Source organism: Stieleria sp. JC731 (assembly GCF_020966635.1).
GTDB lineage: Bacteria > Planctomycetota > Planctomycetia > Pirellulales > Pirellulaceae > Stieleria.
This window is the reverse complement of record NZ_JAJKFQ010000002.1, coordinates 1086678-1102401: the sequence shown is the minus strand read 5'-3', so window position 1 is coordinate 1102401 and position 15724 is coordinate 1086678. Positions and strand designations below refer to the sequence as shown.

The window sequence follows — 15724 nt, the reverse complement described above, 5'->3', positions numbered from 1 at the left end:
TCCGACCTGATTTCTATTCGAATTACTGCCCTTTTTTAGATCACCTCCCGATGACGACCGATTCGACATCCCCACGGACGCTCGGCGCGGTAATGAGTAGCGAAGCTGGATACGAGTCTCCAGGCACACCGCTACGCATTTCTGGCTTTATCGCCCTGATTTTGGCTTTGATTAGCGGTTTCGCTACCGTCGCACTGCCCATGCTGGCAGTTGGCGTCTTGGCAATTCTGTTCGCTCTGATCGCACTTCGAAAAACACGTCCCGAGCTTGGTGATGTCGTTCCGGTCGGCACTAGCGCCGCGAGATGGGCGATCATCTTGTCGTGTTTCTTCTGTGCCTTCAGCTTGGCACGCTACGGATCAAAGTACCAAACCCTTGGGAATCAAGCAGAGTACTTTGCTCGCCAATTTGTCCGAGTGGCAAGCAGCGGCAATTCGATCTATGCAAACGAATTGCAAAAGAGTTACGTCAATCGTTACCTGAAAACGATGCCTTTGGAGATTCACTACGAGAACGAGCGGAAAAAGCGAGAAGCTGAAATGTTGCGTTCCGGGAACGACTCGTACGAGCCAGAGGATTCCACAGTCTCTGACTTGGTGAAATATTCACCCGATCACGATTGGGTGTTGTGGCGTCCGGTTCGCGTTTACAACCACTACGGGCGACAGAAGGCCGAAGTGATCCTTGCCGCAGACCACTCTAAGAATCCATACCGACTGCGAATCGAATTGGAATACCTGGTTCACAAAGACAAAGGAACCAGTGAGTGGTATGTCGAAGTCGTGACACCATTCCACGAACGTTTGGTTGCCGAGAGCATTCTCTAGCAGTCAGCTAAAGCTCGCGACATCACAGGGACTGTGATGGGTACTCTCTGCAACTCACCAATCACTCAATCGACTCATAAACCGCAAGTCGATCTGCTTCGGATTCAAAGCCAACCGTGTAGGGTTGATAGATCAATCGCCGATGGGCTTGGATCGATTCCAATCCAAGCGAACGTGGATTCAAACCTTGGCGATGGACTCGGAGGGCAAAGGTGATATCGCGAACCTGTGTTCGGATGACCTTCTGGACCGGAGTTGTTGAACGCCACACGTAGGCGACGCGATTGTCATTTGCATACTGATCAAGCCATTGTGTAAGCAACCGACTTTCCGATGTGAAACCGTTCTCGCACAGTGCTGAATACGCCAACAGAGCCACCGCGATTCTGGCGGGCGACTGTTCCGGATCGGCCAGCACGAGTTGGCAGTCGGATTCAACCATTCGATGGCAACCGTATCGCATACCGATACAGATTCGATCCTGTAGATCAACAGGTGCTTCGTTGAGATAGCTCTCGACCAACCGGGCGAAGACGACCTTCTCATAATCCCGTGTCAGAAGCGGACCTTGGCCTTCACTGCGAAGCAGGACAGCGATCGACATCGTCCAACGGTCAGACAACTGAATCGAACGGCTCGACTGTTGAGCCAGCAGACTGCACCAATGAACGAACTCCATTTGCCCAAGACGGCAAGGGACTTCGTCGGGCCATTCGACTTGATCGGGTGAAACCAAGCGAGCACCAAAGCGATGGTCAGAATCAGTGATCTTGACGAATGTCAGTCTTGCATCAAAGTCTTCGCCAGCGAACTGTCGAAACTGATCCCAACCGATCGGTCGCTCCGTCGTCGATAAAGGCTCGTATAGAAACTTCGCCCGGAATCGTTTCGCTCGCCGCAGCTCAATCGTCTGTTTCAGCCGAATCAATGCAAGGCGATATTCCAGCTCTTCCCCGTCAGCGACTGGCTTTGCAAGTTGGCCGTCAAGGTTTCTAGCCGCAGAACTGTCGGTTTCAGCGATTCCGAGCAGACGTTCAGATGCGAGCGCACGCGTCTGATAAGAATTCGATTTTAGAGATCGCAACAGTTGATCAACCGACGGCTGATCACCCAATCCCAGCTTCGGCGCAAGCGTACCGATCAGCAAAGCCGTGATGACGACTCGTCGGTACCGTCGGATAGAAAGGGCATGCCTGGACATATCCAGAAGGTAGATTCGTCCAGAAAGCCATGACCGACCGACGTCAGGGACTGGTGACAAAACCACATCGGAAGACAATCAAATATCGGTTACACTCGCGTAACCGATACAACCAGCACACGAGACGAAGTGAAACACGCGATGAAGTGGATCTGTTTCGAAGACCAATTTGTCAGCCAACTGCAGCCGATCACCTATGCGCGGCCCGCGTATGCGATCACCTGTGCAAGTTACAAGTTGATCGATTGGTTGCGTGAGCTTCCAGGCGAGATCCGTGTCTCAGTCCGGCAGTATTTATCAACGCTGGAAAAGCTAGATGGAGGCTTGGAATCGCCAACGGATGACTCGGTCAAATCTGGCGACGTGATCTTGGTCAATGCTCGGATCGTTCCTCGTGTGCAGACCTTGCGACAGCTGGAAAAGCTTGCGAAGTCAGACGCCTGCGGTGTGATTCGCTGTCCAGAATCCGGTGTCGTCTTGATCGCGAAACTCGGCCCATCAGAAACGTCAAAGATTGGTACGATCAAAGAATCATCAGCTGCGAAAGCTGACAACAAAGTCGCTTCACCGTTTAAGAAACCGGCGCGACGATCGACTGATGAATTGGTGAAGCTCAGCGGTGAGTCCACGATATCGCAACTGTTGACGATTGCCGATGATTTGAAAGAGCTTGATGGTGGATTTACGGCGGATCAATTTCCGACGTTCAATTGGCCACACGAAGTCGTCGCTTGGCATATGAAAGAAATGCCGGACGCGATGACGTATCGGCTGGAAAAAGGCAACTACAGCGAGACAGAAGATGGCGTCTTCGTCGCCGAAGGAGTCTCGATCGGAAAGTACGCGGTCGTCGATACCAGTGAAGGACCAATCCTGCTGGATGATCGCGTCAGCGTCGGCCCATTTTGTTACCTATCTGGTCCGGTCTATGCCGGCGTAGGGACTCGCGTGATCGAACATGCGGCACTGAAAGACGGTGTCGCTTTGGGGCATACAGTGAAGATCGGTGGTGAAGTCGAAGCTTCGGTGATCGAACCCTACACCAATAAACAACACCACGGATTCCTGGGGCATAGCTACCTGGGCAGTTGGATCAACCTGGGTGCTGGGACTTGTAATAGCGACCTTAAAAACACCTATGGCAAAATTAACATCGAGTACGGCGGTGAGAAGGTCGCGACCGGCATGCAGTTTCTAGGCTGCATCATGGGCGACTACAGCAAGACTGCAATCAACACCAGCATCTTTACAGGAAAGGTGATCGGGGTTTGCAGCATGCTGTATGGCTTTGCGACATCCAATGTCCCCAGCTATGTGAACCACGCCCGCCTCTTTGGTCAGCAATCGCTGTTGCCAGCCGAAGTGATGGTGAACACTCAAAAGCGAATGTTCGCTCGACGAAAGGTGGAACAAAGAGACTGTGATATTCAGTTGATTCAAGACATGTACCAACTGTCCGCCATCGAACGTGATGGCGGTGATCAATACGGCTTCTAACGTTCATTTCGGAAAGCCAGCGACAGCAGTTCCGGTTCAACCGTTTCGCAACTACTTGATCGGTGAGTAGTCCGTCGCCGTCATGTAAATCGACGTTGGGCGTTCGGCCAGTCTACCTACACCAGACTCCGCAGCAGCTTTCTTCCACTGCGGATCCGAACCGAACGCACTCCAAGATTGCTTTGCGGCATCGGTGCTTTCGTGTTCGATGATGTAGATCAACGTGTCTTCGTTTTCGGGCGAATCGGTGGGGTGCCAATAGGCAACGTTCTTGATGCCATGTTTAGCAAACAGGTCGATCGTGTGATCGCGGAAACGCGCATCAAGCTTTCCGAGTTTTCCTTCGGCGGCTTTGTAGATCCGCAGTTCGAAAACATCGTCGTCATCGCCTTCCGCGTTTTCGTAGTTGGGTGAATAGTCGGTCAATTCCATGTAGGTTGACTGCGGGCGTTCTGCCAACGAACCGACGCCGGATTCCGCAGCGGCTTTCTTCCATTCTGGATCCGCTAGGAAGTTTTTCCATGACTCTTTAGCCGCATCTCGGCTCGCGTGTTTGATCACATAGATCAACGTGTTTTGCGAGTCGACTTTATCGGTCGGTACCCAGTATCCCATCGATTGGATGCCATGCTTTTCGAACAGTCGCATGGTGTGGTCACGAAACCGAGCGTTCAACGCATCGAGTTTGCCTTCGTTTGTTTTGTAGATCCGCAGTTCGTAAACGTCGGCAAAGCCATTCGTGGCAGTTGCGACGAAACCGCCAGCGGTGATGGCTGCGAGTGCGATGAAGCGAATGAATTTGTTCATGGTGGAGGCGATCTGGCGGGATAGTGAAGTCGTAGCGATGCGCGGTTAAACCAGCGTTCGTGTTCAGCCGCTTGCTTTGTTCAGGCGGCTATCATTGTGTACGAAACCCTGGTGGAAATGTCTGTTCAAGCGATAAAAAAACGCGACCCGATAGACATCGAGTCGCGTCGCTGAATTAGCAGTCTGTAGCGATCACCATTATGCGAATGGATCGTACTTTCCTGGGACTGGGACGGGGTAGTTTCCGTCCGGTCCGGGAGCGGTTGGCGGGGTGGTGTCGAGGGTGTATTCATCGATACCAGGAGCCAATTCGCGTCCTTTTTCTAGCAGTTCATCCCACTTGATGACCTTTCCGCTGTAGCACGCTTCACGGCCAAGGATTGCGGTGAAGGTCGACATCGCACCGTATTCGCCTTCGTTGTAGATGTCGCCACGCATCAGAGCTTCGATCAGATCGTGTTGCTCTTGTTGGTGACCTTGCTGACGCTGACCGTTGAATCGCCACTCGCCATCGGCGTTGGTGATCGATGAACCGGAAACGTTGGCGGTACCCTTGGTTCCGTGCGCGTATTCGGCGACGTGGTTCCAACCGCCACTCAAGTGACGACCTTGGCTGAACATTTTGGTGCCATCAGCGAAGGTGTATTCACAGAACGTGTGGTCAAAGATTTGGCTCTTTGAGGCATCGCCACCTTCACGCAGACCACGACCACCCATGCCGTTACATTCGACTGGGTATTCGCCTTTCAACCAGCAGCCGACATCCAGGTTGTGGATGTGTTGTTCGCAAATCTGGTCACCCGAAAGCCAATTGAAGTGGTACCAGTTGTTGCACTGGAAACCCATTTCGGTTTGGTCGGCACTGCGGTTGCGATACCAGATACCACCACCGTTCCAATAAACACGAAGGGCGATCAAGTCACCGATCGCGCCATCGTGAATACGTCCAACGGTTTCCAAGTATTGTGCTTCGTGGCGGCGTTGCAGACCGATGCCGACCATCAAGTTCTTTTTCTTGGATTCTTCAACGCTTGCCAAAACACGTCGAACACCGGTGGCGTCCGATGCGACAGGCTTTTCCATGAAGATGTGTTTTCCGGCGTTAACAGCCGCTTCAAACTGTTGTGGTTTGAACCCAGGAGGTGTCGCGATGATGACGACGTCGCAGTCGGACTCGATTACCTTTTTGTAGGCATCCAATCCGCTGAAAATTTGCTCTGCAGGAACGTCAACCTTGGAAGCGTACTTGCCGCGGTTGCGCGACTTAAGAGTGTTGACGACACCGGATGCCTTGCTGTCGAACGCGTCTGCCACGGCGACCAGTTTGACGTTACCTTTGGTCTCGAACATATTGACCGTCGCACCGGTGCCACGGCCGCCGCAACCGATCAGACCAATCTTGATTTCGTCGCTGCCTTGGGCGTGAGCTGAACGTGCGATGGTGCTGGCAAGCGTGACCCCGGCAGCAGCGGTGGTCGAGGTTTTCAAGAAGTTTCTACGGCTAGGCTGGTTTTCCATAGGTTGTTCCTTTTCAACAGTCTTCAATCCGCCTGGTGGGATCAGAAATAAGTCTGCGGGCCTGCACAGGCGGCGGATTAGTTAGGGGGGGATGTGGATAAAGGGGCAGACCAATTCACATCGGTCTATTGTAAAGGGAAATTGATCGGTTTTGCTTTCCCGCGATGTCTTTAAGCCAAGGTTTTTCCGATTCCAGTCCGATTTCGTTCGCCATGCAAGATCCCGCTCAGCATCCAGAAAAAAACAGCGAAAATTCGCTTCCCGTTGAATCGAAGGCTGATCCCCCACCGTCGATGCCCTGCGTGGTCTATCTCGCTTCTGTCGAGGGGCAAATTCAAGGGCGTGTTGTCAATCTGCCGGGTGTGACCGCCAAAGCGAGTAGCGAACGCGATTTGATGCGTCAAATCGTCAAACAATTCAAAGCACAGGTCGCCGAAATCTACGCCCAAGGACGTGAACCGGACTGGGTCGACCCTTTGCCGGAGAAGCAGCCTGGTGAGCGGAAAGTGTTCTTGCCCGTGCATTTGTAGAACACCGCAGCCCAAAGAATGCGTGTTGTCTCGCTTAACAGCCGTATTTCAGCAAAACAGAGGACTCGATTTCATTCGATTCGGATCGTCCTACAGAACCTAGAACTGGCGCGATCGCAACTACATCGATACACTAGTGCTTCGTTCCATATGAAAATACGGGTTCGGGTCATCAGCCGACGGGCGTTCGCCCCGGTGATTGCACTGAAACCGTGGCCGGCGCCATACGGCTAATCCTAAAATCGAGTTGGAACGAAGCACTAGAGCCGCGATTTGGATGACGGTTGAAGCGCGGATCGATGCCTAACTGGGGCCAGATCGTGATGAGGCCGACCGGCCCAACCGTTTTTGAGACCTGACCCCTTTTCCACACTGTAGTTTTTGTGACGACTTCGACGCTTACCGCGAACCAGGTTCATCAAGGCGACTGCATTGAAAAGCTGAGCCAATTGGAAAACGGCAGCGTCGATCTAGTGTTCGCCGACCCGCCTTTCAATATCGGGTACAGCTACGACGTCTATGACGATCAGCGAGCCAGCCAGGACTATCTTGATTTTTGTAGTTCCTGGATCGGCGAAGTCCATCGGGTGTTAAAAGATGATGGATCGTTCTGGTTAGCGATCGGCGATGAGTATGCTGCCGAGCTAAAAGTCCTGTCGCAACAACTGGGCTTTCATTGTCGCTCTTGGGTTATCTGGTATTACACCTTCGGTGTGAATTGCGTCCGCGGATTCAGTCGTTCCCACACCCACATCTTTTATTTCGTCAAAGACCGCGACAAGTTCACGTTTAATGGCGACAACCCGATGGTGCGTGTCCCATCGGCGAGGCAATTGGTTTATGCCGACGCACGAGCGAACGCGAAGGGACGACTGCCGGATAACACCTGGATCCTACGTCCACAAGACTCGCCTCCGATGGGTTTCAGTCCGTCCCATGACACTTGGTACTACGCCCGAGTCGCGGGGACGTTCAAAGAACGCGAAGGCTTTCATGGCTGTCAAATGCCGGAACAATTGCTGGGCAGAATCATTCGCGTTTCCAGTAATCCGGGCGATCTCGTTTTGGATCCCTTCGGTGGCAGCGGAACAACGCTAGCCGTCGCAAAAAAGCTCGGTCGGCAGTTCATGGGATTTGAACTGTCCGAAGAATACGTCCAGCGAATCAATGAACGGCTTGATGGATGCAAAGTCGGCGACGCCCTAGACGGTCCGGTCGATCCGGTGAAAAGTGCGCCGACGACGAAGAAAGGAAAACAGCGAACGGAGTTCAAAAACGGTCGGCCGGTGATACCGATGAACAAAGCCATCGCCCGAACAGTCGCCAATGCTTTTGAGGACGCGTCACCCTACGGCCGCGACGTCTGTGCCGAAGATGTCTTGCTCGATCCGGAACGCGTCTCGGTGTTCGTTGATTACTGCAAGAAGGAAAAACTGCTCGGCGATGCCCGGACTTGGCTTGAGTATCTGCTTGAGCTTTCAAGGGATAAAGCTTTGCCCGATGCGGTTCAGTTCAAAGCCGATTCGCTGAAAGAGATTGACGCGATTAGTGACGCCGCAGAAATCGCTTTCCAAATGTTGTCGGTGGATTATGCGCTATCGATCGACGCATTGATGTGTTCCCCAGACGCAGCCGATGAATTTGATCGAACCGCATCCTTATTCGCCGAATCAGGTTCGCCGATCGAGTTTCGTCGTGCGATCTGGAGCTTGCACCAAACGGTGACCGCAGGGAAACACACTCGCCAAGTGAAGAAACTGGCGGGTAGCTTTTTGGAGTCCGAATCCCCAGAAGCACAGTCGATTGAAAGTTTTCTTGAGCAGTATGACGAAACGATGATTGCCGGCGTCTATGCAATCAGTGACGCCGAGTCCGTGTTGTATGTTGGTCAATCGAGTGACGTCGTGGCTCATGTACGGCGAACACAGACGTGCGAAGGATGGCAGCGTTTTCAACCCACGGAAGTGCAGTTCTGGCCAATCAAGAAACGACAAGATGCGTTGATCCATCGAAGCTTGTTAGTGACTTGGTTGCGTCCTTGGTTAAATGCCCACTTCATGCATCAACCGATCGCCACCAAACTTTTCTGAGCGGATGAATTCTCCATCAAACGAACGAGAACGTCTGGAGCTGACACGCGCCAATGTATTCGCGATCGCGGTGATCTTGGCGATCGGTTGGCTAGGATTTAACGGCGCTGACCGTTCTCGCGATCCCAACGGGGAAATATCACTCGATTCATTGCTGGTCCCTGATGTTCTTCAGCTGGAACAAAGCGAAATCCAATGTGATCCCTTAGGCATCACGATCGAAACCCCAGCGGGATTCTCTTTCTATGCGGTCAATCAAAAACCTTCTCAATTAACGGCCGTTTCGTTTATCAATCGGCAGGCCAAGCTGATCGGCAGTGTTGATGAATTCGATCCTGATGTAGATCAATGGCCGCCAAAGGCCGATCTATTTCAGCCTTGGAAGTCGGAAGAGATTCAGAAAAATGGCATCGTTGATACTGTTGATCAGTCAATTCCCAGCGATCAACAAGACTCGATCGAGCGGCTAGGTGTTCCGCCAAATTCACTGGCCTTTGATACGCTATCGGACAGCCGACTTCAGGTCTGTTCGGTGCTCTATGAGAATGTTCAAATCGAATGGATCTCGCCGATGAAAAGTCCTTCGTGGCCTTTTCGTGTCCACCAGGGACGTTGTGATGTGGCTGGTAAATCGATCCTGATTTCGATCTTTGAGCTGGATTCAAAGTCACCCACCCCGGTCTATGACGAAGGCCCGATCGCCGCGTTTGCCAATGCGATCCGGCCCAACGATTCGTAAGCCCACCTGTGGCTAAAGCGATCGGAATAGCTGCTGGCGAAATACGGAGTAATCAAGGCGGTCGACGTCGCCGTCGGTATCGAAATCGAATTGAGAATTAAAGTTCTCATCCGATTCAACGGTCAGCAGTGATTCGCGAAATTGTCGCGAATCGATCGTATTGATCTCGCCGTCACCGTTGATGTCGCCAAAGAGCCTAAAGAATCGGTCAGCCGGATTGACCTCGCCATCTGCCGTTCCGAAGTATCGATCCGTTGCCATCGGATAAGGGACTTGTGTGACCGAAACAACCGAACTGGCGATGATTCGTAGTTCGTAGAATCCATCGGTCCACGTTGAGCCCGATGTGGGTTGCTGACCTGCTGTCGGGAATGTGAGCCGAGCTTCTGTCTTGCCGTTCACATCGGTCGATGCGACGGATGGGAACTGGTAGGACTGCTGATCGGAAACCAGGCGGACTTGAAATGCGCGATTGACTAGTTCATGTGAAACCAATTGGTTGAATCGGACAGTGATCGATTCGATTTGGCTTCGCGCGTCAGAGCCATCATTGATTAACACTTCTTCGACTTTTAGATCGGTCGCAAGTCCGCGAACGGCGAAGTTGTACTGTGATTCGCTAGGGTCATCGTTGTTGATAACGATGGTCGCGTCCTTTTGGCCGCCCGTGGTTGGATTGAACGCGATCGAGAATGCAGCCGAGGATCCGGGGGCAATTGTCGAAGGAGGCAATTGTGAAATCTCGAATGAATTCGCATCGGCGCCTTCGATCAAGATCGAACCGACATGTAGATCTGTCAGCCCTGTATTTTCGATCGCCATCGTTTGGATGATTGGATCGCTATCGACATCCAAAAGTGCGAACTGGGTTCCGTCTTCGAGTGATGGGGTTGAATCACCACTGAAAATCGTTTCGCCGTTGGATCCTAAGATATTGATCTCCGGACCAGCGACGTCGTCGTTGGTAATCGAACCCGGCAATGAAGCGTTGGAAATCGGACCACCAGAATTTGATACGACCGTCAGGTTAAATGTCTCATCGGGTTCAATCGAAAAGTCACCTGTGATGTCAAAATCAACCGTTGCGGTAGCTTCCCCGGCAGCGAAATTGACAGTGCCCGCAGGTAAAGTTCCGCCGAAGTCAGCAGCATCAACAGGGTTTCCGCCGGTTGGTGTGATCGCCCAGCCGACATCGATCGCTTTATCCAAATAGCCCAGCCGAGTGATCACCATTGATGCGGTGGTGGTCCCGGTGTTTCCTTCGACAAACATGGTCGGTTCAAAACTGGCTTCTGCAGGGACATCGACAGTGACTGGCGTCCAAACAGTGAATTCACTTTCGTCACGACGTTGGATCTCGATCCAATCCAAACCATTAAGTGAATATTCAACGACGGCGTCTTCGCCGTTTTCGGTTGCGTTCAATCCCGGTTGGCTTCCATCGGAAAAGATGATGTCAAACTGAATCTGAGACCCCAGCGGTGGTGACGTGGGAACCGTTGTTGCCGACCGTTCGTTTCCTCCACCGAATAGCAGCGCGTTACCACTGCTGTTGGGAAATGTACTTTCAGCGGTAGCGGATAGGATCGAATCCCAGTTCACGTTATCGATGTCTGGATCAAAGTCATCATTGATCGCTGTGCCTGAGATAGCGAAGTTATCAATTGCGAAGTGATCAAAATTTGCACCGCTGAAACTCAGTTGACGGACACGAAACTGAGCGCTTGACGTAAACGAAATCACCGATTCGTCATCAATGATGGTCCCTTCAGCTGATGCTTGGATCGGAGAGATTAAATACGATTCGCCATTCGTCACAGCCAATTCGATGGCATAGTCTTCGTCCGCTTCGATAACAATGTCACCAGACAAGTCGACTTGCAGCGTTGCACTGGTCTGATCGATAGCGAATTCGAACGTGCCGCTGTCGGGTGTAGTGAAGTCACTTGCTTGAGCCGGGTTGGATCCGGTCAATTGTCGCTGCCATGTAACTATCTGCGGCGTATCGATTCGTCCGGTTCGACGGATCTCAAAACGATGCGAGTTTTCGGAGTCAAAGTCACCTTCGGGTGTAACGCTATCGATCGCGACGATTGAAAACTCTGTTTTAGATTCCAAAATGTTGATATCGACAAAGCGGTTCGAAACGACCATCCCGGCGGAGTCGGTGATCAAGACACGAAACGTTTCCGTCCTTTCCACCAAGCTGTCATCAAGAATCGGAATCGTGAGCGTTCCAGTCCCTCCGACAACGTTCACGGTCTGTGTCGTGGCGATACCGAAATCATCGCTTTCACTTGAATCGGGAGCCGGGTTACTGGGATGACTTTGTCTTGTCGGAACGATTTCGACAACAAAAGTTCCGTCGCTTGCATCACTCGTTGTCAGCGTGATCGTGGCCGATTGGCCTTCACGATAGGCTGATGATCCGGCCGAGATCGCGAGGGTCGGTGTGCCCGGATCGACGATCGTGCCTTGAACACGGTACTGACCTAAGCTGCCATAGTCGCTGTAACCTAGCGGACCGGAGACGGTGTATGGCGGCGGAGACGGTTCGACCAGTTGATCCAGAACAGGATCGTATGTCGAATCGCGTGGTCCGCCTTCGATCTTGATAAAGTACTCGCCCGCATCCAGGTTGATCGTTCCGAACGAAGCGGACAGCTGTGTTTGTGGATTGGCGTCGACGATGAAGTTGCCATCGGAATCGAAGAGCCCTGCCCAAACATCCAGGTTGGGTTTATAGCCGGTGACATCCACCGACAAAGAAACATCGCCGCCACCGGTATTGAATTTCAGCCAATCAACATCGTCACTGGTTTCAATGATTCCAAACGCTTCGATCGAGGTCGTGTTGCGTTCCAGCACTGCCGTCGCACCGGTTTGGCTATCGGAATAGTCATCATCGACGTAGGGGAAATTGCTGCTGCCGGTGATGACAGCCAAGTCATCTTCAGTTGTTCGGTCGGCGTCGTAGTATTCCCCCTGACTCCACTGCGTTGTCAGTTTACTGAACGGGGCACCCATGATCGGTCCCCATCCCGTGTCCCCGGATCCGTGACCGCGATAGTAGGTGTTCGATCCGTTGCCATCGTGATGAAGTCCCAGTTGGTGGCCGACTTCATGACTGACGGTTTCGCTGCCCGCGTTCAACCCGCTGTTGTAGACGATTGCCGGTTCGTCCTGCGGGTCGTCAAAAGCACCTAAGTAAGCGTGACCACCACAACCGCAGTCGGCAAATGATTGCTTGGTCATGACAACGCGGCTTCCCCAACGCGTGTCACTCGATCCGTTGTAACGAAGATCATCCAGGTCGGTTGGCTCTTCGGTTGTGATGTTTACATCAAAGGGCGCAAAGTCTTCGGCAACGACTTGCCAAATCTCTTGAATCAATTCGAGCTGCGAATTCGAAAAGTTACTGCCGGTGCCGCCCCAATAGTTCGGATGGACAATTTCATCGATTCCATAGCCACTGTTCCATGACGTCCCGACGGTGACATGGCCATCGAAGTCCAGATAGATGGTGAAATTCGAATCCGGACGGCTATGCAATAGAAAGGTTTGATCGAGATCAAACGGAGCGACACCACTTGGCGAGCCCGCTTCGCCTTCATCGGCCGGCAAGCCATCGGGTTGTGTTTCCGGTTCTTCGATTAATGGGGCAATCGCTTGAATCGGTGGGACCGCACGTCCGGGTTGAAGCGGACCGTAGAACATGCTGATGATTCGCGGGTCGGTTTCAAAATCCGCGCCATCGGATGCTGGCCCCAAACTGGCGGCCAACAAACGTCGTGATTCCAGCGACTCAACGATTGAACGACGAGATTTACTGCGACTCAATCGACAGCGATTGCGGGTGTGGCTCATTGGATCGAAAAGACGAGACAAGCGGCTTTCATTCGACCGTTCGCCAATGATTCAATAGACATCTGGAAAACAACTCGTCGTCCAATATGGTAAAGACGAGCGTTTCTTTCTGTCGACAAGCCGAACCAAAACGGCGAAGGTAACTTCCTTGAATAACAGCAGCGAATTCTTTCACCTGCAGGTAGACGCGTAGTGTAACGCAAATCATCGGTTCCGGCGAAATTCGCAAATCACTTGGCGTCTGGCAAACCACCCGAGACAAAAGCCTATCGACCGACCCCGTCTGATTCGCAACAATTTAACTGCCGCGAATGGTCCGGAACGACTGATGACTTTCCAGAGCATCGGATCGGTACTCAAAACCCCTCGGTTGGGATGTGGTGTCGTCTCCGTTTCGGACGCCGCATTCCGGACGAGTGCTCAATTCCGGTTTCGAGCCTGTTTCGGGCTGATAGTTAGTCACCGCTTTGTTCTTCAACTTTGGATTGGATATAGGAATGTCGATCTCTGTCGCACTGATTGGGGCCACCGGGTACACCGGATTGGAAGTCGCTCGGCTGTTGAGTTCGCATCCCGAAGCTCGCTTGACGATCGCGACAGCTCGATCTGATGCGGGGCAACCGATCGCGGCAGTCCACCCTTCACTAGCAGGGCGCATCGATCTAACTTTTGAAGAACTCGATGCCGGTAAGATCGCCTCGCAGTGCGATGTGGCGATGTGCTGTCTGCCTCACGGTGCGTCGGCCGAAACGGTCAAAGAGCTTTGTGCTGCTGGGATCCGCGTGATTGATTTCAGTGCGGATTTTCGGCTTTCATCGTTGGACGTTTATGAGCACTGGTACAAAGTCAAACATCCTTGGCCGGAGCGCGTTGGCCAAACCGTTTACGGTTTGCCTGAATTCTTTGCCGATGAAATTGCCAAAGCCGACTTGGTCGCCAATCCCGGATGCTATCCCACCAGCGCGATCTTGCCGCTTGCGCCTCTCGCAAAAGCCGGTTTGATCGAAGCGGATGACGTTATCGTGGACAGCAAAAGCGGCGTCAGCGGAGCGGGACGCAGCTTGAAACTGGGCACGTTGTACTGCGAAACGAACGAATCGATCGCCGCCTACGCAGTCGGCAGTCATCGTCACGGTCCGGAAATCGAAGACTTGGTCAGCAGGATTTCTGACGATCCATCCCAAGTTGTCTTCACGCCTCACCTGACGCCGATGTCACGAGGAATTCTGTCGACGATTTACGTTCGGCCTAAAAACGGCGATTCCCAGGCCGCCGTCGATCAGATCACACAGTGTTGGCGCGATTGTTACGGCAACCAGCCGTTTGTTAACGTTGTCGAACACCTTCCGGCGACGGCACATGTCGCCGGAACGAACTATGTTCAAATGTCGGCCCGAGCTTCTGGAAAGCGAGTGGTGCTCTTGTCAGCGATCGATAATCTGGCGAAAGGAGCAAGCGGGGCGGCAATCCAAAACATGAACGTGATGTTTGGAATCGATCAAACGTTAGGCCTCAGCTGAAAATGTGATGGAAAACCCCGACCCGCATCAAGTTCCCACGACTCCGGAGTCAGCATCCTCTGAGTCTTCGGCTGAACAACTTGCCGCGACTGATGTCCAAATCGATCATCGCGACGAAGTCGGGACCGGCGATCAAGGTCCACCACAACCGCTCGTGCCACCGGGGTTGAATCCGATCGCTCGCCAAGCTTTCGATTTCAAAACGACTCAACCGGGTTTGTACAAAGCGATCGCCTTGGGATGGAACGTGCTCGGCATGCCAGCGATCTCGTTGGCGATCTTTTTCGTCGCTAGCTTCTTGGCGGTCTTCCTGGCGATCACGATCGTTTACGGAGAGCTGAATCCGCGATTGATTGGTAACCCGGAAGCCATGAAAGTGGTTTCCAACTCAAGGATCGGATTCCCGGTACTCGTAGTCGCCCCGCAGTTCGCGCTCGTTTCGCTCGCCGTCATCTTTGCGTTCTTTTCGCCTGACGGGTTTCGGCGAAGGCTATCGCTGGTGCGTGGGCATTGGCCGCTGTGGGCTTGGGCTGCGGCAGCCGCTTCGACACCGTTGATCGGCTTTGTCTCGTCGGCCATTGTTGGGTCGCTGATCGGCGAAAGTGAAAACCTGAAAATGATGACCGACGTCTTTCGTGGTCATGGCGAATCGGGGTTCCTGGTTCCGCTGGCACTGATGATCGGTGGGACACCGGCACTATGCGAAGAGCTGCTGTTTCGTGGGTACATTCAAACGCGGTTGAACAGTCTGATCGGACCGATCTTCGGTATCCTGATCGCTTCGTTGTTATTCGCTGTCTTTCATTTGGACTGGGTTCACGTGATCGCCGTGATGCCACTGGGAATCTATCTCGGTGTGATCGCGTGGCGTAGCGCATCAATTTTTCCCGCGATGCTGGCGCACTTTATCAACAATTCGATCAGCGTCTTCGCCGTCGTGTTGGCACCCGAGCAAGAAGGGCAACTGCCGTCAGGTCAAATGGTTTTGTTCCTGATGATGGTGCTGTCGCTAAGTCTAGCTGGCACCGTTGTGACAGCGATTGCGCTTTGGCGATATCCAACGCCGAAGGTTGCCGCGGCGGTCTAGTTCAGAAGACCGCCACGGTTTGCGCGTAAGACTTGCAATGC

Annotated in this window: 11 protein-coding genes; 7 read left to right on the top strand and 4 right to left on the bottom strand. The window is 52.8% G+C overall.

Annotation, left to right across the window (positions count from 1 at the left end; all coding sequences use genetic code 11):
* Nucleotides 1-50 precede the first annotated feature (50 nt).
* Complete coding sequence (locus LOC67_RS09740) at nucleotides 51-827, top strand: hypothetical protein (protein ID WP_230262403.1); 777 nt, start codon at nucleotides 51-53, stop codon at nucleotides 825-827.
* Nucleotides 828-888: 61 nt separating this feature from the next.
* Here the strand turns inward: LOC67_RS09740 and LOC67_RS09735 are convergent, their stop codons facing one another.
* Nucleotides 889-2106, bottom strand: a complete 1218-nt coding sequence (locus LOC67_RS09735) for a hypothetical protein (RefSeq protein ID WP_230262402.1) — start codon at nucleotides 2104-2106, stop codon at nucleotides 889-891.
* A gap of 63 nt (nucleotides 2107-2169) precedes the next feature.
* On the opposite strand from LOC67_RS09735, the gene LOC67_RS09730 reads away from it, so the two are divergent.
* On the top strand, nucleotides 2170-3525 hold the full coding sequence (locus tag LOC67_RS09730; protein ID WP_230262401.1) for a putative sugar nucleotidyl transferase: 1356 nt from the start codon (nucleotides 2170-2172) through the stop codon (nucleotides 3523-3525).
* Between the two features lie 51 nt (nucleotides 3526-3576).
* On the opposite strand, the gene LOC67_RS09725 is transcribed toward LOC67_RS09730, so the two are convergent.
* Entirely contained in the window at nucleotides 3577-4332 is a 756-nt protein-coding gene (locus LOC67_RS09725) for an NIPSNAP family protein (RefSeq protein WP_230262400.1), read from the bottom strand.
* Between the two features lie 198 nt (nucleotides 4333-4530).
* Nucleotides 4531-5850 (bottom strand): Gfo/Idh/MocA family oxidoreductase, encoded by a 1320-nt coding sequence (locus LOC67_RS09720; protein ID WP_230262399.1) that lies wholly within the window; start codon nucleotides 5848-5850, stop codon nucleotides 4531-4533.
* Nucleotides 5851-6062: 212 nt separating this feature from the next.
* Here LOC67_RS09720 and LOC67_RS09715 point away from each other — a divergent pair, with 212 nt between their 5' ends.
* The 3 genes from LOC67_RS09715 (at nucleotide 6063) to LOC67_RS09705 (ending at nucleotide 9209) form a co-directional block, all read left to right on the top strand.
* Nucleotides 6063-6380: a hypothetical protein gene (locus LOC67_RS09715; RefSeq protein ID WP_230262398.1), complete on the top strand. Its 318-nt coding sequence runs from the start codon at nucleotides 6063-6065 to the stop codon at nucleotides 6378-6380.
* 383 nt (nucleotides 6381-6763) lie between these two features.
* Nucleotides 6764-8470: a DNA-methyltransferase gene (locus tag LOC67_RS09710; RefSeq protein WP_230262397.1), complete on the top strand. Its 1707-nt coding sequence runs from the start codon at nucleotides 6764-6766 to the stop codon at nucleotides 8468-8470.
* Nucleotides 8471-8474: 4 nt separating this feature from the next.
* On the top strand, nucleotides 8475-9209 hold the full coding sequence (locus tag LOC67_RS09705; RefSeq protein WP_230262396.1) for a hypothetical protein: 735 nt from the start codon (nucleotides 8475-8477) through the stop codon (nucleotides 9207-9209).
* A 12-nt stretch (nucleotides 9210-9221) separates the two neighbouring features.
* Here LOC67_RS09705 and LOC67_RS09700 read toward each other — a convergent pair whose 3' ends face one another.
* Nucleotides 9222-13076: a choice-of-anchor D domain-containing protein gene (locus LOC67_RS09700; RefSeq protein ID WP_230262395.1), complete on the bottom strand. Its 3855-nt coding sequence runs from the start codon at nucleotides 13074-13076 to the stop codon at nucleotides 9222-9224.
* 497 nt (nucleotides 13077-13573) lie between these two features.
* Here LOC67_RS09700 and argC point away from each other — a divergent pair, with 497 nt between their 5' ends.
* Together argC and LOC67_RS09690 are read left to right on the top strand one after the other, a co-directional pair.
* Complete coding sequence (argC, locus tag LOC67_RS09695) at nucleotides 13574-14596, top strand: N-acetyl-gamma-glutamyl-phosphate reductase (RefSeq protein ID WP_230262394.1); 1023 nt, start codon at nucleotides 13574-13576, stop codon at nucleotides 14594-14596.
* 7 nt (nucleotides 14597-14603) lie between these two features.
* Nucleotides 14604-15683, top strand: a complete 1080-nt coding sequence (locus LOC67_RS09690; protein WP_230262393.1) for a type II CAAX endopeptidase family protein — start codon at nucleotides 14604-14606, stop codon at nucleotides 15681-15683.
* Nucleotides 15684-15724 lie beyond the last annotated feature (41 nt).

What these genes read in the sequence shown, in the direction of transcription:
- LOC67_RS09740 (WP_230262403.1), top strand. Translation starts at nt 51, where the DNA reads ATGACGACCGATTCGACATCCCCACGGACGCTCGGCGCGGTAATGAGT.
- LOC67_RS09730 (WP_230262401.1), top strand. Translation starts at nt 2,170, where the DNA reads ATGAAGTGGATCTGTTTCGAAGACCAATTTGTCAGCCAACTGCAGCCG.
- LOC67_RS09725 (WP_230262400.1), bottom strand. Translation starts at nt 4,332, where the DNA reads ATGAACAAATTCATTCGCTTCATCGCACTCGCAGCCATCACCGCTGGC.
- LOC67_RS09720 (WP_230262399.1), bottom strand. Translation starts at nt 5,850, where the DNA reads ATGGAAAACCAGCCTAGCCGTAGAAACTTCTTGAAAACCTCGACCACC.
- LOC67_RS09715 (WP_230262398.1), top strand. Translation starts at nt 6,063, where the DNA reads ATGCAAGATCCCGCTCAGCATCCAGAAAAAAACAGCGAAAATTCGCTT.
- LOC67_RS09705 (WP_230262396.1), top strand. Translation starts at nt 8,475, where the DNA reads ATGAATTCTCCATCAAACGAACGAGAACGTCTGGAGCTGACACGCGCC.
- LOC67_RS09700 (WP_230262395.1), bottom strand. Translation starts at nt 13,076, where the DNA reads ATGAGCCACACCCGCAATCGCTGTCGATTGAGTCGCAGTAAATCTCGT.
- argC (WP_230262394.1), top strand. Translation starts at nt 13,574, where the DNA reads ATGTCGATCTCTGTCGCACTGATTGGGGCCACCGGGTACACCGGATTG.
- LOC67_RS09690 (WP_230262393.1), top strand. Translation starts at nt 14,604, where the DNA reads ATGGAAAACCCCGACCCGCATCAAGTTCCCACGACTCCGGAGTCAGCA.